The organism is Sphingomonas sp. DC5200-1, from assembly GCF_049897245.1.
Lineage (GTDB): Bacteria > Pseudomonadota > Alphaproteobacteria > Sphingomonadales > Sphingomonadaceae > Sphingomonas > Sphingomonas aquatilis.
Genome location: NZ_JAFCVW010000005.1, coordinates 487,312 through 507,294, shown reverse-complemented (window position 1 = coordinate 507,294; position 19,983 = coordinate 487,312). Strand labels below are relative to the sequence as shown.

The 19,983-nt window shown below is 65.8% G+C and carries 14 protein-coding genes; 4 read left to right on the top strand and 10 right to left on the bottom strand.

Translation table 11 applies throughout. From position 1 onward, the window contains the following. Nucleotides 1–133: 133 nt before the first annotated feature. Together ACP7A3_RS14085 and ACP7A3_RS14080 are read left to right on the top strand one after the other, a co-directional pair. Entirely contained in the window at nucleotides 134–2,338 is a 2,205-nt protein-coding gene (locus ACP7A3_RS14085) for a TonB-dependent siderophore receptor (RefSeq protein ID WP_426256028.1), read from the top strand. Between the two features lie 348 nt (nucleotides 2,339–2,686). Further along, nucleotides 2,687–3,802 (top strand): ABC transporter ATP-binding protein, encoded by a 1,116-nt coding sequence (locus ACP7A3_RS14080; RefSeq protein ID WP_426256027.1) that lies wholly within the window; start codon nucleotides 2,687–2,689, stop codon nucleotides 3,800–3,802. Here ACP7A3_RS14080 and ACP7A3_RS14075 read toward each other — a convergent pair. Genes ACP7A3_RS14075 through ACP7A3_RS14065 form a run of 3 tightly spaced genes read right to left on the bottom strand, consistent with a single transcriptional unit; the run spans nucleotide 3,763 to nucleotide 6,868 of the window. Next, nucleotides 3,763–4,626: a carbohydrate ABC transporter permease gene (locus ACP7A3_RS14075; protein ID WP_294217190.1), complete on the bottom strand. Its 864-nt coding sequence runs from the start codon at nucleotides 4,624–4,626 to the stop codon at nucleotides 3,763–3,765. The two genes, ACP7A3_RS14080 and ACP7A3_RS14075, sit on opposite strands and share 40 nt — an antisense overlap. A 14-nt stretch (nucleotides 4,627–4,640) precedes the next feature. After that, nucleotides 4,641–5,537, bottom strand: a complete 897-nt coding sequence (locus ACP7A3_RS14070; protein ID WP_426256026.1) for a carbohydrate ABC transporter permease — start codon at nucleotides 5,535–5,537, stop codon at nucleotides 4,641–4,643. Then, nucleotides 5,534–6,868 (bottom strand): extracellular solute-binding protein, encoded by a 1,335-nt coding sequence (locus ACP7A3_RS14065; RefSeq protein ID WP_426256025.1) that lies wholly within the window; start codon nucleotides 6,866–6,868, stop codon nucleotides 5,534–5,536. Before ACP7A3_RS14065 ends, ACP7A3_RS14070 begins: the two co-directional genes overlap by 4 nt. Nucleotides 6,869–6,970: 102 nt before the next feature. Between ACP7A3_RS14065 and ACP7A3_RS14060 the strand changes: the two genes are divergently transcribed. Continuing rightward, nucleotides 6,971–9,892: a TonB-dependent receptor plug domain-containing protein gene (locus ACP7A3_RS14060; protein ID WP_426256024.1), complete on the top strand. Its 2,922-nt coding sequence runs from the start codon at nucleotides 6,971–6,973 to the stop codon at nucleotides 9,890–9,892. Nucleotides 9,893–9,959: 67 nt separating this feature from the next. Next, a complete protein-coding gene (locus ACP7A3_RS14055) occupies nucleotides 9,960–10,721 on the top strand; it encodes a glycosyltransferase family 2 protein (RefSeq protein WP_426256023.1) in 762 nt (253 codons plus the stop codon). Between the two features lie 925 nt (nucleotides 10,722–11,646). On the opposite strand, the gene ACP7A3_RS14050 is transcribed toward ACP7A3_RS14055, so the two are convergent. The 7 genes from ACP7A3_RS14050 to ACP7A3_RS14020 form a co-directional block, all read right to left on the bottom strand. Then, the gene (locus ACP7A3_RS14050) at nucleotides 11,647–12,051 is read right to left on the bottom strand and encodes a YbaN family protein (RefSeq protein WP_426256022.1); all 405 of its coding nucleotides are present in this window, start codon (nucleotides 12,049–12,051) and stop codon (nucleotides 11,647–11,649) included. Further along, on the bottom strand, nucleotides 12,035–12,664 hold the full coding sequence (locus tag ACP7A3_RS14045) for a biliverdin-producing heme oxygenase (RefSeq protein WP_426256021.1): 630 nt from the start codon (nucleotides 12,662–12,664) through the stop codon (nucleotides 12,035–12,037). The genes ACP7A3_RS14050 and ACP7A3_RS14045 overlap by 17 nt, the downstream gene beginning before the upstream one ends. Nucleotides 12,665–12,693: 29 nt before the next feature. Then, nucleotides 12,694–13,431: an energy transducer TonB gene (locus tag ACP7A3_RS14040; protein WP_426256020.1), complete on the bottom strand. Its 738-nt coding sequence runs from the start codon at nucleotides 13,429–13,431 to the stop codon at nucleotides 12,694–12,696. Beyond that, a complete protein-coding gene (locus ACP7A3_RS14035) occupies nucleotides 13,421–14,893 on the bottom strand; it encodes a surface lipoprotein assembly modifier (RefSeq protein WP_426256019.1) in 1,473 nt (490 codons plus the stop codon). The genes ACP7A3_RS14040 and ACP7A3_RS14035 overlap by 11 nt, the downstream gene beginning before the upstream one ends. A gap of 59 nt (nucleotides 14,894–14,952) precedes the next feature. After that, the gene (locus tag ACP7A3_RS14030) at nucleotides 14,953–15,723 is read right to left on the bottom strand and encodes a Slam-dependent surface lipoprotein (protein ID WP_426256018.1); all 771 of its coding nucleotides are present in this window, start codon (nucleotides 15,721–15,723) and stop codon (nucleotides 14,953–14,955) included. 115 nt (nucleotides 15,724–15,838) lie between these two features. After that, complete coding sequence (locus tag ACP7A3_RS14025) at nucleotides 15,839–18,922, bottom strand: TonB-dependent receptor domain-containing protein (protein ID WP_426256017.1); 3,084 nt, start codon at nucleotides 18,920–18,922, stop codon at nucleotides 15,839–15,841. Between the two features lie 119 nt (nucleotides 18,923–19,041). Next, nucleotides 19,042–19,959 (bottom strand): FecR family protein, encoded by a 918-nt coding sequence (locus ACP7A3_RS14020; RefSeq protein ID WP_426256016.1) that lies wholly within the window; start codon nucleotides 19,957–19,959, stop codon nucleotides 19,042–19,044. Nucleotides 19,960–19,983 lie beyond the last annotated feature (24 nt).

The window sequence follows — 19,983 nt, the reverse complement described above, 5'->3', positions numbered from 1 at the left end:
TCCGATGAATAGGCCGCAGCAAATATCGCATTGAGAAGCACAAGTCCACGCTATTGCGAAACGTTATCATTGCCGATAGATGTCGTTTCATAGCGAGAGCCTGAGCGGCCCGCACCACGAATTGGGGACTCTCATGCGCCGCAAGACACCATTTCTGATCGCCTGCGCGCTCGCCTCCATGGTGTGCTCGCTCTCAGCAAAAGCGCAGACGACCGGCCATATCAGCGAGCAGGATGCCGAAGAGGCGGTGCAGGGTGATGATGGCAAGGAGATCCTCGTTCGCGGCCGATATACCGTTCCTGACCGCATCGACACGGCGACGGGGCTTGGGCTGACGGTTCGCGAGACACCGCAGTCGGTCAGCGTCGTCACGGCACAGCGCATCATCGACCAGAACCTGACCAGCGTGCGGGATGTGATCGAGAACGGCGTCGGCGTCGCAGTCAACGAGACCGACGACGTGCGCAATTCGTTCTTCGCGCGCGGCTTCGAGATCAGGAACACCCAGATCGACGGCGTGCCCACCGCCTGGGCGCTGGGCGGCGATCGCGGCGAGACGATCGCCGACGTGTCCATCTACGATCGCGTCGAGATCGTGCGCGGTGCCACCGGCCTGCTGAGCGGTGTCGGCGATCCGTCCGCCTCCATCAACCTTGTGCGCAAGCATGCCGACAAGCGTGAATGGGGCGGCTACCTCGAAGCGGCCGGTGGTAGCTGGGACACATGGCGGCTGTCGGGCGATCTTGGCGGAGCGGTCACGTCCGACGGCCGCCTGCGCGTACGCGGCGTCGGTCGGTACGAGGAGGGCAATTCATTCACCGACTTCTACAGCAACAAGAAGCTCATCCTCTACGGCGTCCTCGAGGCGGACGTCACCAACGATACGCTCCTGCGCATAGGCTTCAGCCATCAACGCAACGAACCACATGGGGCGTTCTGGGGCAGCCTGCCGACCTTCTACAGCGATGGTACCATTGCGCGCTGGGATCGATCCAAGAGCACCGCTCAACCCTGGACCACATGGACCACGGTCAACCAGAACTTCTTCGCAACGCTAAGTCACGATTTCGGCCGTGGCTGGAGCCTCACTGGAAACTACAACCGGTTCCGCAACACGCAATTCACCGAGATCCTATACCTGTACGGCAACGTCGATCGCACGACGGGTCTCGGATTGGGCAGCAACCCCTATTCCGCCAACGGCGAGAGCATCCAGAGCAGCTACGACGCGCAGCTGAAGGGCAAGCTGTCGCTGTTCGGCCGTGACCACGATCTGGTGCTTGGCTATCTCAACAGCGAATTGAACCGCACGACGGTGAGCTATGCGCCGCTGAACGAGCTGGCACCGCTCGGCAACTTCTTGTTCCCGACAGCTGGCGACTTCATCAATTGGAATGCCAACTCCTATGCATTTCCTGGCTTCTCGCAGACGGGCGTGGTCAACGAGGAGGAGCGCATCCGGCAGATCGGCTATTACGGCGCCCTGCGTCTCAACCCGACCGACTGGCTGAAGGTGATCGGCGGTGGCCGACTTGCGACCTACCGGCAGAGCGGCCGCGCCTACGGCGTGGACCGTAACTACGGGGATAAGAACGTCTTCATTCCGTATGCAGGCGTCCTTGCCGACATCACCGCAAACCATCGCCTCTACGCAAGCTACACGACCATCTTCCTGCCGCAGAACGCCCAGGACCGTAACTTCGTGCAGCTTGATCCGATCAGGGGCAAGTCATACGAGGTCGGCCTGAAGAGCGCCTTCTTCAACGAGGCCCTGCAGACGTCGGTCGCCCTGTTCCGGATCGAACAGGACAATCTGGCCCAGATAGACGGCGCGCCGATCACGCGGCCGGGTACCGGCTTGCCGTTCCAGCCGTACCGAGCGGCGGACGGGGTTGTCAGCAAGGGCTTCGAAGTCGAGACGACAGGCAGCCCGCTGCCCAACTGGAACATCAACGTCGGCTACAGCCAGTTTACCGCACGCGATGCCGCAGACGTCGATGCCAACACCGATCAGCCCCGCCGGCTTTTGAAGGCCTTCACGACCTATACCGTACCGAAGATACTGGGCGGTCTTACGTTCGGCGGAGGCGTCAACTACCGCAGCGCGGCCTATTCTATCGGTATAATACCTGGATCGACCACTCCGTTTCGCTTTGAGCAGGGTGGCTTTGCGGTGGTCAATCTCATGGCTCGTCTGGCGATCTCGGACCACCTCAATATGCAAGCCAACGTCGAGAACGTTCTCGACAAGACCTACTTCAGCCAAGTCGGATCGTTTAGTCAGTATCGCTACGGCCAGCCGCGCAACTTCACGGTCGGTGCAAGCTATCTGTTCTGATCATTGTGCGGCGCTCACGACTTACTTGCGGAGCACCGCCCCCTTCAATAACTGGTAAGGTTCGTGTCGACCCGTATACAGACATTCGCGGCTCGTTCGCTGCCCACCAAAATTGCGAGCTTGTTGATGATGACCGGGCCAACAACCTCCGACCGTAAGGCGGGTCGCCCTAACGGCTCTAAAGAGATTGGGGTAAAGTTGTAGCTCCTGACAGCCCTTAGCTCGCGCTCGAGGCTGGCAGCCCGAACGCTGATCCATGGTCAGCACTCGCGTGTATAGCTGGCAACCGACTGTCGGGGTTGCGTAAAGAGGCTGAGGCGCCGATGCTGTTACCCGGAAGGGGACCAGGTGGCCAGCGTTACGGTAGAGGATCTGGCCAAGCGCTTCGGCGCGGTCACCGCGTTGCAACCGACCAGCCTGAGCATCGAGGACGGCGAATTTGTCGTCATCGTTGGTGCGTCCGGATGCGGGAAGTCGACGCTACTGCGCCTGATCGCTGGGCTGGAGGAGCCAAGTTCGGGGCGCATCACGATCGACGGGCGCGACGTGACCCATGTGGTCCCCGCGGACCGCGGCCTCGCAATGGTTTTCCAGTCCTACGCGCTTTACCCGCATCTGACGGTCGCCGAGAACATCGCCTTTCCGCTCAAGGTCGCGAAGCGACCGCGCGCCGAGATCGCGGCGCGGGTAAACGAAGTTGCCAAAGCACTGGAGCTCACCCCCCTGCTCTCGCGCCGCCCGCGCGCCTTGTCGGGGGGGCAACGCCAGCGCGTGTCGATCGCGCGCGCGATCGTCCGACGCCCGCGCGTGCTGTTGCTCGATGAGCCGCTGTCGAACCTCGACGCCGAGCTGCGTGTGCGGATGCGGCACGAATTCGCGCGCCTGCACGCGCAATTGCAGGCGACGATGATCTACGTCACGCACGACCAGCTGGAGGCAATGACGCTCGCCAACCGGATCGTGGTGATGAACGCGGGGCGCGTCGAACAGGTGGGTCCACCGCTCGATCTCTACGATGCACCAGCCAGCCTGGCGGTGGCGCGCGCGATCGGGTCGCCGGGAATGAACCTGCTCGCCGGCCGCGTGACGGATACGGACGCGGACGGTACGACGGTACAGCTGGAAGGAGGTGCGGAGGTGCGCGCCGCGGTACGCGCGGAGCCCGGAACCTCGGTAACATTAGGAGTGCGTCCCGAGCACCTGCTGCCGCGGGACGACGGCGTGTTCGCAGGCCCGGTCGAACTGTTTGAACGGCTGGGACCGCTGTCGTTCGTCCACCTGGGTGCGCGCGGATCGAGCGGGACGGTGGTGGCGCAGCTACCCGGCGACCGACGGGTTATGCTGGGCGAGACCTTGCGGTTCGGCGCGGAGCCGACGCGCGTGCACCTGTTCGGCGACGACGGCGCGGCCCTCGCGCGGGTGGCTCAGCCCTTCACGCTGCCGCCGAGCAGACCGGTCATGTAGTAGCGCTGCAGCGCAAGGAAGATCATTAGCACGGGCAGCGTCGTCACCACGGCCGCCGCCATCATAAGCTCGCCGTCGCCCGAGTGCTCGCGTGCGATCGCAGCGACCGCGACGGGAAGCGTGTAGCGGTGCTGGTCGGTCAGGATGATCAGCGGCCATAGGAAGTCATTCCACGCGCCCAGAAACATGAAGAGCGCGAGCGTGACCGTGATCGGCGCCAGCAACGGCAGCACGATCGAGATGAAGATGCGCCCCTCGCTCGCGCCGTCCAGCCGCGCGGCGTCGAGCATCTCGTCGGGAATTCCAAGAGTCGCCTGGCGCACGAACAGAATGGCGAAGATTCCTGCCAGGCTCGGCAGGATCAGCCCAGCATAGCTGTTCACCAGCCCCACTTCCTTCATCAAGAGGAACAACGGCAGCATCGCGACCTGCCCGGGAATGACGAGGCTGGCGATCAGCAACTTTAGCACGCGCGCCCGTCCGGTGAAGTGGAGCTTCGCCAGCGCATAGCCTGCGGGAACGGTGAGCAGCAGCCCAAACAGCGTCGCGAGCGCGGCAACGGTCAGGCTGTTCCATAGCGCGGGGACGATGCGATAATCGAACCACGCGCCGTCGATCTCTCGCCGGACCAGCAACTCGTAATAATTCTCCCACGACCAGCGGCTGGGCCAAAACGGTGAAGGCGAGTGGCTCGATTCTCCGCGCGGCATGAACGACACCGTCACCATCCATGCGAGCGGCAGCAGCGTGACCAGCGTCAGTAGCGCGACCGCCGCGTTGGCGAGCACCGCGCGCAGGCGGCGACGGGTGCGACCCGCGCTCACGCGCCCTATCGCGGTCACAACCACTCGTACCGTCGCCCTACGCGGGTCTGCACCCAGGTGACACATAATGTCAGAACGCACAGAATCAGCGCGACCGCGCTTGCCTGCCCCAGGTTCCACCATTTGAAGCCTTCGTCGAACATGAAGTATAGCACTGTCACCGTGCTCTGCGCCGGCCCGCCGAGCGTCATCACGTACGGTTCGGCGAACAATTGCAGAAAACCCGACACGCTCATTACGGCGGCGAGAAGCAGCGTCGGGCCGATCGCAGGCAACGTCACGTGGCGAAAACGTTCCCAACGCGTCGCGCCGTCGAGCCGCGCCGCCTCCATCAGATCCTGCGGCACCGCCGACAAGGCGGCGGTGAGCACGATCATGTTGTAGCCGAAGATCTTCCACGTGACGAAGATCAGGATCGCGGGGATCGAGGCGTGCGGGTTGCCGAGCCAGTCGACCGCGGGCAGTCCGACGAGCTCCAACGCGCGATTAAGAAGCCCGAAGCGGGTACCGAGCACGAATCGCCAGACCACCGCGGTCGCGACGACGCTGGTGACGTAGGGCGCGAACAAGGCAACCCGCCAGATCGGCTTCCATCGTACCGTTGCGTCGTTCAGCAACAGCGCGGCGAACAGCGACGCGCCGATCGCCATCGGGACGCCTAACGCGGTGAACAGCACGGTGTTAGCGAGCGCGCGCCAGAACAGGGGCGTGGACAGCAGTCGGGCGAAATTGCCAGCGCCCACGAACGTCAGGTTGTTCCAGCTCGCCAGCGCGTAAATCGAGTAATCTGTGACGCCTAGCGCGAGTGCGAGCGCAGTGGGCAGCAGGAACACAAGCGCGACGATCGCGAGAACCGGCGCGGTGAACAACCAGGCGGTAACCGCCTGAGTATGGGCGCGTCCCACGCTCACGTCAGCTTGCCCGCCTGCACCAGCGCGCGCCGCTTGGCCAGGATCGCATCGGCGCGGGCGTCGAGCGCCACCAATGTTTCCTCCACGCTCAGCAAACCTCGGATCGCACGCTCGGCATAGAGCGCCACCTGCTCGCGGATCTGCTCCCATTCGGGGATCGACGGGCTGTCGGCCACCGCGCGCGCCTGCGCCGCGAAGGGCGCGATCACGTCAGTAGGGAACGGCATTCCCGACCACGCTGCCTCGCGCGCCGGCAAACTGCCGATCAACCCGGCGAAGCGCTGCTCGCTCGCGGGCGCGGTGCAGTGGCGCAGCAGCGCCCACGCATCACCGGGACGGCGGCTGCGTGTCGACACGCACAGGGACACGTCGCGGGTCGAGATCGCACCCGGCCCGCCGGGGCCCGCGATCCGCGCGGTCCCCCAGCGATCCTGCGGCAGCTCGGCACTGCGTCGACGCATATCGAGCAACGTCGTCGGCCCGCTGTTCCAGATCGCGAACTGTCCTTGCGCGAAGGCGGCGAACTGGTCCTGCACCTCGGTGGAGGCAACGACGGGTGCGAAGCCGTCGTCGAACAACGACACGTAATAGGCGAGTGCGAAGCGCCCCTCGGGCGTCGCGAAATTGCCGCGCGTGTCGCGTTCGCGCAGCACGCGCCCGCCGACTTGCGTGAACATCGTCAGCAGGTCGTCGGGCCAGTTGAGCAGGAACAGGAAAACGTAATCATCGGGGCGCCGCCGCTTGAGCGCCGTTGCCATCCGGCGCCACCCGTCCCAGTCGCGGGCCGGCGCATCCCAGCCCGCGGCGGCGAGCAGGTCGCGGCGGAAGAATTGCACCCTCGGCGCGACCGACCACGGCACCGCATGCGGGGTTCGCGTGTCCGGCACCGCGCCGGGAAAGACCCCGTCGAGCATCGCGCGCGACGGCAGGGGCCGGATCGCGCCGATCATCGCAAACTCGTCGACCCAGCCGTTGGGAAGCATCAGGACGTCGGGCAGCGCATCGCCCGCGAAAGCGGTGAGCAGCTTCTCGTGGCTCGCGGTCCAGGGTAGCGACTGGACGTCGACCGTCAGCCCGGTTGCGGCGGTGAACTCCGTCATCAGGAACGGTGCATAATCGCCCTGATAGCTCATCGCCCAGAACGAGAGATCGGCCGGGTGCGCAGCGCAGCCGGCGGTGGCGAGCACGGCGACCGATCCGACGACGAATCCTCGGCGCCCGATCCGCGCATCCGTCGTCATCCTCGCCACGCGGGCATAATGGCAGGGAGCGCCGGCTGGCGCCACCCTCATCGTACCGGCCATGTCGTTGCCGTTGAAGCATTTTAGCATAGGCGTCGCCGCCGCGGCATGCCATGCACTTCGCGCCAAGGCGTCGCGTACCGGGGGAAACGGCCGCGCGGCGGAGAACGAAAAAATTCCTCAGGGGGAAGCATGCCGACATCCACCACGATCCGCCGTCCGCGCCTGCTTGCGGGAGCGGCCGCGGCCGCGCTGCTGCTATCCGCCGCAGCGCACGCGCAGGACATCGCAACTGTGCCGCAGAATGCGGCGAATGCGCCCGCCGCACCGGCTGCGGCGGCGGGTGACGGCGGCGACATCGTGGTCACCGGATCGCGCATCCGCCGTCCCGATTACGAGGCGCCGAACCCAATCGTCTCGTTCGATGCCGCCAAGATCCAGCAGTCTGGGCAGACCAACGTCACCGATTTCCTGCAGCGCGTCCCCGCACTCACCAACTCGCGCGACAGCACGCGTACCGCGGGCAACGCGCAGGCCGACGGCGCCATCGGCGATGCCGGCCTCAACCTGCTCGACCTGCGCGGGCTGGGGCCGAACCGTACTCTCGTGCTGGTGAACGGCCGCCGCCACGTGTCCGGCCAGATCAACACCGCCGCGGTCGACATTAACGCGATCCCGACCGACCTGATCGAGCGCGTCGACGTGCTGACCGGTGCGGCGAGCGCGGTGTACGGCGCCGACGGCGTGTCGGGCGTGGTCAATTTCGTGCTGAAACGTGATTATGACGGCCTTGCGATGCGCGGACAGGCGGGCATCTCGGAGCAGGGCGACGCAGGCAACCGCTTCGCCTCCGCGATCGTCGGGCGCAATTTCGCCGACGGGCGCGCGAATTTGACGCTCGCGTTTGAATATTATGCGCAGGATCCGCTCGCCAACGACGACCGCGATTATCTGCGAAGCGCGAACCGCTTCAACTTCGTCACCGCGGGCGGTCGGTATGAGCAGGAACCGGTGCGCGACATCCGCTACGGCGACAGCTCGACCTTTGGCTACGTCGACATCGCCGGGGTGCGCTATCGCGGCGACGGCGCGCTCTACACGCGCGGGACGCCGATCGGGTCCAGCTACTTCACCGCCGGCGGCGACGATACGCCGGTGGCGGGCTATATCGGCGATATTCTGTCGGCGAGCGAGCGGCACGCGTTCAACCTGCTGACCCATTTCGACGCCTCAGACGCGTTCAAGCTGACGCTAGAGGGCAAGTTCGTCCAGACGACGACGCGCACGCTCGGCTCGTACAGCGGCACGTACAACTCGGGCAACTTCTACCAGCCGTTCACGCTCGACAATCCGTTCATCCCCGCGACGATCCGCAACGCAGCGATCACGGCTGGGCAAACGACGATCGATATCAACCGCAACAACTTCGACCTGCCACGCCGCGGCGAGGAGGACCGCCGCCGCACGTGGCGCGGCGTGGTGGACGCGACCGGCGCGGTGAGCGAGCATGCCAGCTACGACATTTACTACACATACGGCCGCACCGACCTGCGCGCGACCAAGCTGAACGACCGGCTAGGACAGCGGTTCGCCGACGCGCTCGACGCCGTCAGTGGCCCGAACGGTCCCCAGTGCCGCTCGGCCGCGGCGCGCAGCGCGGGCTGCCTGCCGATCAACCCGTTCGGCGCCGACACCGCCAACCCCGCGGCATTCGATTACTTCCTGTTCGATCCTGTCAGCGACGCGCGGATCGAGCAGCATGTGGTGAGCGGGTCGCTGTCCGGCGACTTCGGTCAGTTCTTCTCGCTCCCCGGCGGCGTGATCGAATTCGCGGTCGGCGGCGAATACCGCCGCGAGAGCAGCCGCTTCCGCCCGTCGCAGGCGCTGCTCGACAACATCTTCTACGAGTATGACGAATATATCATCCCGACGCCGACCAGCGGGAATTTCGACGTGTGGGAGACGTTCGGCGAGGTAAACCTGCCGCTGCTGAAGGACAGGCCGTTCGCGAACCTGCTGTCGGTCGGCGCGGCGGGACGTTATTCCAATTACTCGACGGTCGGCAGCACCAACGCGTATCAGTTTAACGCAATCTGGTCGCCAGTCGCGGACATCACCTTCCGTGGCTCCTACGGCCAGTCGGTCCGCGCACCGAACATCGGCGAACTTTTCCAGGCGGCGACCGGATCGGGCGATTTCGTCAGCGATCCGTGCTATCTGACGAACCGCGGCAACGGCACGCAATATCGCGCCGCCAACTGCCAGGCGTTGATCAGCGCCGCGGGGGGCAACGCGGCGACCTTCACTGCCGCCGCCGATCCGTTCGCCAGCATCTATCGCCCCGGCGTCCAGCGCGGCAATCCTAACCTGCGGGAGGAAACCGCGCGCACATGGACCGCCGGAGTCGTGTTCCGCCCCAGCTTCGTGCCGGGGTTGCAGATCGGGCTCGATTGGTACGACATCCGCCTGCGCAATGCGATCAGCCTGGCGAGCGCGACCGACATAGCCAATCTGTGCGTCGACCAGCCGACGATCGCCAACGTCTTCTGCGCCTCGCAGACACGGCAGCCGGGCTCCGGCTATATCAGCAGCTTCGTCGTCCAGCCGGAGAACGTCGCCGCGTTCCGTACCGCGGGCGCGGAGCTGAACGTGAGCTACGTCGTCAAGACCGCCAGCGCGGGGCGGTTCGACCTGCGGCTGGTCGGCGGCTACGTCAACCGGCTAGAGCAGATCGCGACGCCGGGCGCGGACGTGACCAACAACCTCGACCGCCCCTTTCGACCGCAGTGGAACGCGACCTTCTCGCCGACATGGTCGCTCGACGACGTCACCGTCAGCTACAATTTGCGTTGGCAGGATGCGGTACGCCGGTTCGACCGGGTTGCGACCGATGGCAATCCCGACTTCGTCGATCCGCGCTACTTCCGCTTCAAGGCGTTGTGGCAGCATGACCTCCAGGTGCAGCTGCGCACGCGTGACAACTTCGCGTTCTACGTCGGCGTCAACAACCTGACCAACCAGCTCCCCGACATCGGGTTCGAGACCAACGTGCCGATCTCGCCGATCGGACGCTTCTTCTACGCCGGCGCAAAGGTGGATCTAGGGCGGCGGTAAGCGGGCAAGCGGCGGCGAAGCGAGGAGCCACTGTCCTTGCCTCGGCGCGGCTTTCCCGTAATATGATATGGTGCACAACATCGCCGACCTGTTCGCAGTGGCTCAGCCGCTGCCCGCCTACGACGTCGTCATTCCCTGCCACGATCGCGCGCACGTCGTTGCCGACGCCGTGGAGAGCGTGCTGGAGCAGGATCACGCACCCGCGCGCGTAATCGTGGTGGACGATGGCTCGCGCGACGCGAGCGCGGCGGTGATCCGCTCGCTGGAAGTGCGTCACGGCCAGCGCATGATCGCGGCGACGCTGCCGCGCAACGGCGGCGCCTCCCACGCGCGCAACGTCGGTGCGGCGCTGGCCATGTCGCCGTGGATCGCGTTCCTCGACAGCGACGACGTTTGGCTGCCGGGTGCAGCCCGCGCTTTGCTGCAGGCGACCGAGAATAGCGACATCGTGTGCGGACACTTCCGCCGTGTAGAAGGCGACGCGCCACCCGGTGAGCCCGAGTGCGGCTGGTGGGGCGACGCGATCCGCGGCGCGCTCATCCACGGTGGAGTGATCGGGCCGTCGTGGTCGATCGTGCGCCGCGCCACCGTTTTCGCGGTTGGCGGCTTCGACCCGAGCTTTCACAATTGTAATGACTGGGATTTCTACACCCGTGCCGCAGCGGCAGGCGCTCGGTTTCGCCGCATCGAGGACGCGGTGGCTCTCTATCGCACCGTCGCCGGCTCGCGTTTGGTGAATGGTAGAGAAGTTGGCGCCGAAAACGCTCGGCGCGTGCTGTCGCACCCCTACCTGAACGAACAGCTGATCACGGCAAGCGCCTTCGAATAGCGGACAGACCGCAATTCACCATCAGCGGGCTTTCACCCCCTGCCCTGCCGCCTGAACGAACGTCCGGTTTGTCACGATGGACGCCCGAAAGCGGACGGGCCGCAATCCACCAGCTTCTCCTTAACGGATGGCAAATAGCGGGCTCATATCGTCATGCACGCGGGTACAGGCCGTGTGTACAAACCGATGGGCAAGCGACCCACGAGAACCGCAGAAATACGTGCTTTCCTGCTGGATCAACGCCTCCCGTAGGGGTCACCAGCCGGTCGCTGGAATGGCGCAAATGCGCGATTCGGGATGGGTTGGACAAACGGTAGGCAAGGCGGTTAGGCAAAGTCGTGACCCGCGCTCGTCCGAAAATTGGCTGACGAACTTGTCGATCGCTGCTTGGGCACGCTATGCCTGGGCTGCATCCGCCGCGTAAGTTACAACTTCCGCGTGCCCTTTCCAGCCACCCACCGCCTTCATCGCTACTGCGTAGCTTCGATCGCGACCATGTGCCGGGCAATGGCTTTTCGCAGGCCATACGCCGTGCATTGCGGTAAGACTGCCTCGTCGCACCACTAGCGCATATTGTTGCCCTGCCCGGCCACGGTGAACGGCTGCCCGTAATCGTTGACCAGATAGCTCGTCAGGCCGATGTTCGGTGTCGCGGCGATGGCAGCGAGCAAATCCGGCACCATCGGCAACCACAGGTCCGCCGCGGTTTTGCTGGCCCGATAGTCAATCTTGGCCCGTGTCCACTTGGGACGTCAACGCCGCGATCTATGATGCCTGCGGCCCGCTGCGGCCGTCGCGGAAGAGCTCGCTGGCGAGCGGGTAAAGGACGAGCCTGAACAGCGTCCGAATGCGAGAGCGTGGCTGATCGCTCGAGCACAACAACCCGACGACGGACGAAAGCTACACACGCACCGTCTAAGCCGCGTTATCGAGACGACGTCCCCGGCCGGGTACAAATGTAAACGGCGCAGCCCGACATGATGAGCGCTACGACGGACAGCACGCTGACGGTTGGATGCGCGACCGCGACGAAGATCGCATAGCCCGACGCCATGCCGCCACAGGCCAGCCCCTTGGCCCGGCGGCTCATGGCGCCGTCACGCCGCCACGCGCGCAAGGTCGGGCCGAAGCGCGGATGATTGAGCAGCCACGCCTTCAGCCGGGGCGAGGAACGGGCAAAGCATGCCGCCGCCAGGATCAGGAAGATCGTGGTCGGCATCAGCGGCAGCAACGCGCCGACGATCCCCAACCCGACGCAGAATACCCCCAGCGCCAGCCAGCCGAACCGGATCGCCCGCCTCACTCGGCCCCCATCACGCAAAGCTGGCATCCGCCAGTCTCCGCGCATAGAGGAAGGCGTCGCGCGCGCCGCCCAGCATCAGCGCGTCATCGACCTGATCCAGGTCCAGCGCATCGACCGCCGCCGTGAAGTGCTTCCAGGCCTTTGCGCGCCCGTCCGGGTGCCCGGCCAGGTGACGCGCGCCGAACGTCTCGTCGAGCCCCAGGGCCGCCGCGCGCTTCAACAGCGATGCCGCACCGAGCGTCGATCCCTCGGCGACCCACAGCCAGCCGATCGCCGTGGCGGCGTCGACCCGGGCGGTGTGGAACGGCCGAGCCCCTTCATTCTCCGGCGGCGACCGACCCAGATCCTCCAGATCCTGTCGCACGCGGTCCAGCCGCCGCCGGGCGGGCAGGTCCAGCGTCGCCGGGAGCGGCAGTGACCGCGAGTAGAGCCCCTCGATGGCGCGATGAAAGCGATACTGCATCTCCAAAAGCCGGACATAATGATCGCGGTCCTGAAAGGGCTCGGCCGATATGATCCGGTTGTCCAGCCCGTCATGCGCACTCCGCGTGGCCTGCATCAACCGCTGCGAACGGGATATCGGCCGGGCGGGCGCGGCCATCGGGGCGCTCGGCTGGGATGGGGACGCGATCGGGGTCATGGCGATACTCCTGGAAGAACGGGAAAGGGTCAGCGGTGCAGGGCGAATTCGATCGGCACCTCGACGGTGACCGGATCGCCGGGAACGGCGTCGTCGACCGCGGGCAAGGGCGCGGCACGGCGCACCGTGGTCCGCGCCTCCATGTCGAGCAGCGGGTAGCCGCTGCCATGGACGAGTTCGACGGCGATCACCTCGCCCGAACGGTGCAGGGTGATGGCGATGCGGGCGACGCCCTGTTGCCGCGCGGCCTCCGCCTGGCGCGGATAGCGACGATAATGTTTGAGATGGCCGAGGAGCCGTGCCCGCCAGTCCGCTGCTGCTGCTGCTGCCGAAGCGGCCGGGGCGGTCGTCGCAGGGCTTTCGACCGGCTTCGTCCCGGATGAGGGCGAGGAAGGCAGCGCAACCGCATCCGCCGGCTGAGCCAGCGGCGCGGCGGAGGGCGGTCCGACCGATGACGGGGCGGCGATCACGGATACCGCCGGATCCATGGTGGACGGGAGTGCCGCCGTCGGACGGGGTGGCGTGGCATCGGGCGGCGGCGGCGCAGGCGGCGGCTCTGATGGATCGAGCACCGGCCGATCGAGCGGGATCGCCTCCGCGACGAACACCGCCATCGACCCGGCGTCGGCTACCGGGGTCGGCGGCGCGGTTACCCGGATGCTGAGCAACACGATCCCCAGCAGCCCGGTGGCCACCATCGCCCCGGTTCCGAACGCCCGCGCCTGCACTGGCTGGCGATAGCCGCTGGGCCCGGCCTCAGAAGGCATGTTCCAACCTGATGCTCGCGGCGGTGCGATGAAAGGAATAGAGCCAGTCGACATTGCTCTTCACCCGATTGTGCTGGAGAAGGATGTTGGGCGTCAGCCCGGCGAGACGCAGCTTGGGTAGGCGGAGGACGGCGGTCAGGTTCGCCTCTCGGTCGTGGCGGACGGCCTCCAGCAATTCGCTATAGGCCCCGTAATCGCGCTGCCGCACCGACCCGATCAGCGTCAGTTCGGCCCAGTCGGCAAAGCCGTGCATCACCCCCAGTCGCGCCCCGACATGGCGATAGGCATTGGCGCGCTCCCCCGCCTGCTTGTCGCCCGCCTCGATACCGGCGAACAGCGTCCAGCCGCGCGGGCGCGACCACCAGCCGGTCAGGGACGCCTCGGTCAATGCTCCGTCGAGATCGTCGAAGCTCCGCCGATAATCGAAGACTCGGCGCGCGACCTCCAGCCGCAGGGCGGTGTCGGGCGACGGGGTGACCATCGCCTCGGCGCGAAGGCCGGGCGCGGCATAGAGCAGCCGACCACCCAGGCTCGTCAGGTCGATGGTCGGCGACAGGGTCAGGCTCCGCCGGGCGGTCTGATGATCAAAGCCGATCTGCGCGGTCAACGTCGCTTGATCGAATGCCCCATGCCCAGGCCAGAGATCGCCATAGACGAAGGCCCTGGCCAACAGCCCGCCCTGCCCCTTCAGCGCGAACCGGCGACTGATGCTCCCCTCGACATTGAGGCCGACGGAGGCGATCGCCGGTGGCAGCGTGCGGTCGATCAGGCAGGTGCCGTCCACCCCGACCAGCAGGCAGGTCTGGCTGGCGGACGTCTGGTTGAGATTGCTGCTATAGCCCGGCCCCGCCGCGATCATGCCCTGCCAGCCACCCCGCCGGTCGAGCGCGGCTAGGAAGGTGTCGACCGTCCGGCGAACCCCGGCGGCCTGCTCGCCCTGCCCCGCCAGTTCGTCGCGGATCGCGCGGAACAGGCGGCGGGCCTCCCGGTCCTTGCGGTTCTCGAACAGTACGCGGCCAAGCTCCAGCCGCCCCGGCAGGAAGTCGGGCTGGATCGCCAGCAGGGCGCGGTACTGGCGCTCGGCCTCGCCCAGCCGCCCGTCGCTGCGCGCGAGGCCACCGCGCGCCCAGGCGACCAGCATCGGGTCATGGCGGGCCAGCGCCAGATACGGTGGCAGGAAACGGCGGACATCCGCCCAATTCTTGCGCGCTACCGACAGGTACAGCGCCCGGCCCAGATCGTCCGGGTTATGGCCGACCGAATAGACTTGGCCATCTATGGTGATGCGATCCGGCGAACTGCCCCCCTCGATCGCCTCGCGGTCCTGGGGCGTGGTCCGGCGATCGATGCCGGGATCGAGACGCAGGCGGTTATCCTCGCTCCGGGCACTCTGGCCGGAAGCGGGCGCGGCCAGCCACAGCGTGGCGAGCGTCAGGAGATAGGGGAAGACGGCGTGGCGCATCGGATCGGCACGAAGCCGGGGCTCCCGCAAGGGAGAGACGGGAGCCCCAGCCCTTCGCGTCAGTTCTTCGTGCCGCCGAAGGCGGTATCGTGCTGACGCGCACCGTCGAACTTGACGGTACCGGCCAGCGCCGCGGCACTGGCGCCGAAGAAGCGACCGCTCACCGCGCCGCTCGACGCGACGGTGGCACCCGACTCGGTGGCAACGGCATTATCGCCCGCGAACTTGGCCCCGTAGATCCACGCCGTACCGATATTGACGCCCGCCCCGGTCGAGGCGTTGGACAGGCTACCGCGCAGCGTGCCCGACGAACCCGACGCGAAATTGGCGGTCAGTGTGCCGGTCAGCACGCCCTTGTTGGCATAGTCGCTGATGCCCTTGACCGAATAGGTCGCGGTGCCGCTGGTCGGAACCGTCGTGCCACTGGTGTCTCCGACATAATAGACGGTGTGATCGCCAGCCGAGGCATTGCCGGTCTGAGACCATTCGCCGAACCACAGATCGGCAGAGCCGACGCGGGCAAAGCGGAAGTCACCATAGCTGCTGTGATCGGCAGTATCGCTGGTCGCCATGTTCAGGTGGCGCACGCCGTTTAAGTCGGGCGCGGCATAGAGGCTGAGACCTTGGAAATCGACGCGGCGTCCGTCGGTTCCCGGTACGGCGATACCGGCACGCCCCGCCTCATGGGGGCCGCCCTGCACGTCGCTTTCGCCCACGGTCACCTTGTCAGTGTCGCTGGAACCACCCGCGAATTGGGCCTGCGCCGAACCAGCGGCCAAGACCGTGGCGAGCCCAGCAAGAACGATGGTCTTCATTGTGATGGAGGTCATGCTATTACTCCTGCGGTTGTGTGCGCCCGATCGCTTCGGGCGCATCGATCCGGCCCCGCCGTGACTGTCCGGCTTTCAGGAAGGACATGGACGGCGGGGTCGAATGGCGGGATCGTCAGAAGCGGCCCGTCAGGCTCAGCCGGACGGTGCGCCCAGGGGCGGGCATCATCGAACGGGTCAGCGGGTCCGCATAATAACGATCGTTGAGGTTGGTCCCGACCAGCTCGGCCGAGAAACGGTCGTTCAGCCGGTATCGGACATAGGCGTCGGCGGTGACGATCTCGCCCCAGCTGAACGGCACGTTGAGCGAATAGACGTCGAGCTGCTGCTCGCGCGGAAGGTCGGCGATCCTCTGGAACAGCGGATTGTCGTAGCGGCTGTAATAGGTCAGCCGTCCGCCGATCTCGAGCCGCTTCTCGAAGAAGCGCCCGCCGATCGTCCAGTTGACCGTCTCTTCGGGCGTCGCCTGCGTCAGCAGGAAGCCATCCGGGAAGCCATATTTTACGCAATCGGGAATGCTGCCGTTCTTTCGGTCGGCGATAGCAGCGACGCTTGCGTCACAGACCCGATTTGTCGTCATGAAGGCCGCGCCAAACTGCGTGTAGAATCCGCCGGTGTCGATCCGCGCCTCCGCCTCGATTCCGGCGATCGTCTGTTCCTGGATATTGCTGAACTGAAGATTGGTCGATCGCTCGACCACATCGGTGATGTGGTTACGATAGAAGGTCAGCTTGACGTCGGCGCGCTGATCCTCCCGGTTCAGCCGCAACAGACTGCGCAGATCGCGGACCAGACCGACCTCGTAAAGCTTGGCGTGTTCAGGCCGCAGTGGTGATGCTGGGTTGAACGACGCCGAAAAGCCCAGCGTGCTTTCGAACATGCTTGGGAAGCGCCACGTCTCGATATAGCGGGCATAGGCGCGGGTATGATCGTCGGCATAGACGGTGGCCGAAAGGCTCGGCGCCCAGTTGTGGGCCGAACGACGCGGCGCCGCGATCGGAACGGACGTTGTAATACCAATGAGATTGCAGGTCGTAGCGCCCGGTATGCTGTTCATTGTCCCGTTCAGGCAGGGATTGTCTGCCCGATTGTAACGCCCCTGCGCGTCGGGTGCCCAGACCGGGCCAGCTTGATTGAACGTGATCGAATAAGGGTTTGCCAGATATTTCGGCAGAGCCCTCGCGATAAATTCTTCAACCTCCGCAGCAGCGAAGCCTGCAAACAAGCTCTGCGTGTAGTATCGCCGGAAGAACGCCTCCCCAATGCCCCGGACTTTGAACGACGACTCGTAGCCTTTGTAGAGGACAGATTTCAGGTTCGGATTCCCCTTGGCGATCTGGTCGCGCGCGAAATCGTCCACCGCCCAATATCCGGCATAGCTCAGCCCGGCGTTCAGCTTTAGGAAACTCGCGGGCCGCCACTCCCCGTCCAGCCGGACCAGGAACTCCTCACGCCGCCCGGCGCGCGGGAATTGCCGCCAGCCCTGGAAGTTCGCCGCATTGTAGATGTCACGCGACGCCAATTTCTCATGCTGCCAGTTGCCGCTGAGCGTCAGATCGAGCTTCGTGCCGAGGCGCAGGGTGTTGCTGGCGTTGAAACCGTAGCGATCGTTCATCGCATTGGCGCGGGCATTGTCGATGATGATCGGATCGTCAAAGGTCGCGAAATTGGGCATCCCGCCGGAATTATAGGTGTCGCTCCTTGTGTCGGTGGCCCAGAGATTGGCCTTCAGGTCGATCCAGCGACTGTCCGGCTGCCACTTATATTCCGCATTATAGGCGCGGGCATGGACCTTGCTGAGCGGCCATTGGACATTGCCCGTGTCGATCGGGATGCGCGACGGCATGATCTCGCCATAGCGGGTGACGCTGTCGCGCAGGCTGACCAGTAGATACTGGTCGTCGGCGATGTGCCAGGTGGCCTTCAGCAGCACCGACTCCAGATCGCTGGAGGTGTTGGGCACTTCGTTGCCGGGCGCGAAACCTAGCGCCATCCGGCGGATACGGTTCAGGTTCCGGGACGGCAGGCTCGACTGCTCGTAATAATCCGCCCCGGTCGTGCCGGAGAAGTAATTGCCCCGCTCGCGAAAGGCATAGGCCGCAAAGAGGTCCAGCCCCTCGATCCGCACCGCGCCGGCGACACGCACGGCACGGTCACCGAACGACAGGAAATGGTTATCCGATCCGGTCCGCGGCACGATCCGCAGATAGGGATCTTTGATCGCGAAGCTGGGCGACGTCTGAGGAAAGCCGGGCACGGTGCGATAGTCGCGCCCCGTCAGCAGCGTCGGCAGGCGCGGATCGGTCGAGTTATCGCCCCCCTCCAACCGCAGGTCGAGGCCGAAGGTGCGCCCGGGCCGCAGCACGTCGTCGGCGTCCAGCGTGTTGATGACGACCGCACCGCCGGTCGAACTACGGATATTGCCCTTGTCGGTCGGCCCGCGCAGCACCTGGAGGCCCGAAATCAGGTTGGGGTCGACATAGGCCCGGTTGCTCGCGCCATTATAGCCGCGCCAGACGGTCAGCGCCTGTTCGGTCCCGTCGATCACCACGGGCACGCGCCCCGGCCCCTGAATGCCGCGAATGCTGGGATCGAGCGCGCCGCTGTTGCGCGCATCGCCGCTCAGGACGTTGACCATGCCGGTCAGCAGGTCCGACGTCGTGACGCCCTTGTAGCGCTCGATCTCGGCACGGTCCTTGTACCCGCTGGAATAATCGGCGTCGAATACCGTGTCATGGCCGCGCTGGGCGCGTGCCTCCGCGACATCGCGTGGGGTTTCGTTACCGTCCACCTGCAAGGCGTCGGTAACAAGCGGCGCTGCCTGCACCTCGGCCGCAGCGCGCGCGGATGCCTGCCGTACCGTCAGCACCCCGTCGACGAGACGCCAGTCGAGGCCGCTGCCCGCCAGCAACCGGTCGAGCGCCCGCGCCCGGTCCATCCGCCCCGACACCCCCGGCGAGCGCTTGCCCGCCACCAGCGTCGCGTCGAGGCTGAGCTGTATCTTGGCCTGTTGCGCAAACTGCGCCAGCGCATCGCCCAGCGGCTGGGCCGGAATGCTGACGCTGACATCGGCCTGCTGGGCGTATGCGCTCGTCGGCGCCATGAGGCCCGCCAGAGACGAGGCCGTCAGCAGCATCGCCAGACCCATGTTCTTGTACCGCGGCATACCGCCCCGGAACCCCGAATATCCGTTCTTCACGTCGTCCCCCCATGTCAAGAAGAGAAAGAATGCTATTGCGCATCATTCTCATTCACTGGGTAGACGAACGTCGCCGGGGGATTTTCGGCATTTTCTATCCGATGGTGGAAAACGGTCGCTCAGCTGGCGGTGACGATGGTGACCCAGGGCGTGACCTGCCGCACCGTCGCGCCATGCACCTGGCGGATGGCCGCCAGAGCTCGATCGGGATGACGCAGGTCGTAAACGCCCGTGACGTGGCGCGCCATACCGCTCCCCCGCGCCAGGAGCAGCCCATGATGCCACGAACGCAGCGCGGCCACCACCTCACCCAAAGGACGATCAACGATAACGAGTTGGCCGTGCGTCCACGTCGCTATCGCCGATAGCGGGACGGACGGTGTCACGACACGGCCGGTCGTGCAGTCCAAGGCCATGACGTCGCCTGGTCGCATGTCGCTCGGGTCGAGCGAACGATGCTCGCACGACGCCTGCACGCGTCCCTCCCATACCGCGATGCGCGCGCCATCGTGATCGCGTCGAACCTCGAACGCGGTGCCCAGGTCGGTCACCACCGCCTCGCCCACCTGGACGCGGAACGGATGGGCGACGTCGTGGCGGACCTCGAAAAAGCCGGTGCCGCGCAGCAGCCTAACCTGCCGTGCGCCGTCGAGCGCGATGGCGCTGTCGGGCGCCAGCGTCACGCGACTGCCATCGGCCAGACGGACGCGCCGCACATCGCCGGTCCCGGTCGCGAGATCGGCACGGGCGGTCGGCAGCACGACTTGCCCGGCGAAGATCGCCGCAAGACAGGCCGCCATCGCAACCGGCAGCGTCCTCTTCCACCGGTGTGGCGCATCGGAGAACGAGGCGGGGCGATCGTCCCATGCCTGACGGACCACATCGCCGACATGATCCAAATCCCGCCACGCCGCGTCACACGCTGGCGCCTGCCGCCACTGCCAAAAACGCGCCCGCACCTCGCCATCGTCGGGACGCTCCTGCAACAGGATCATCCAGTCGAGCGCCTCGCGCCGACACTCCGCGTCTGCGATCACCCTGTCCCCATCTCGGCGCTCAGG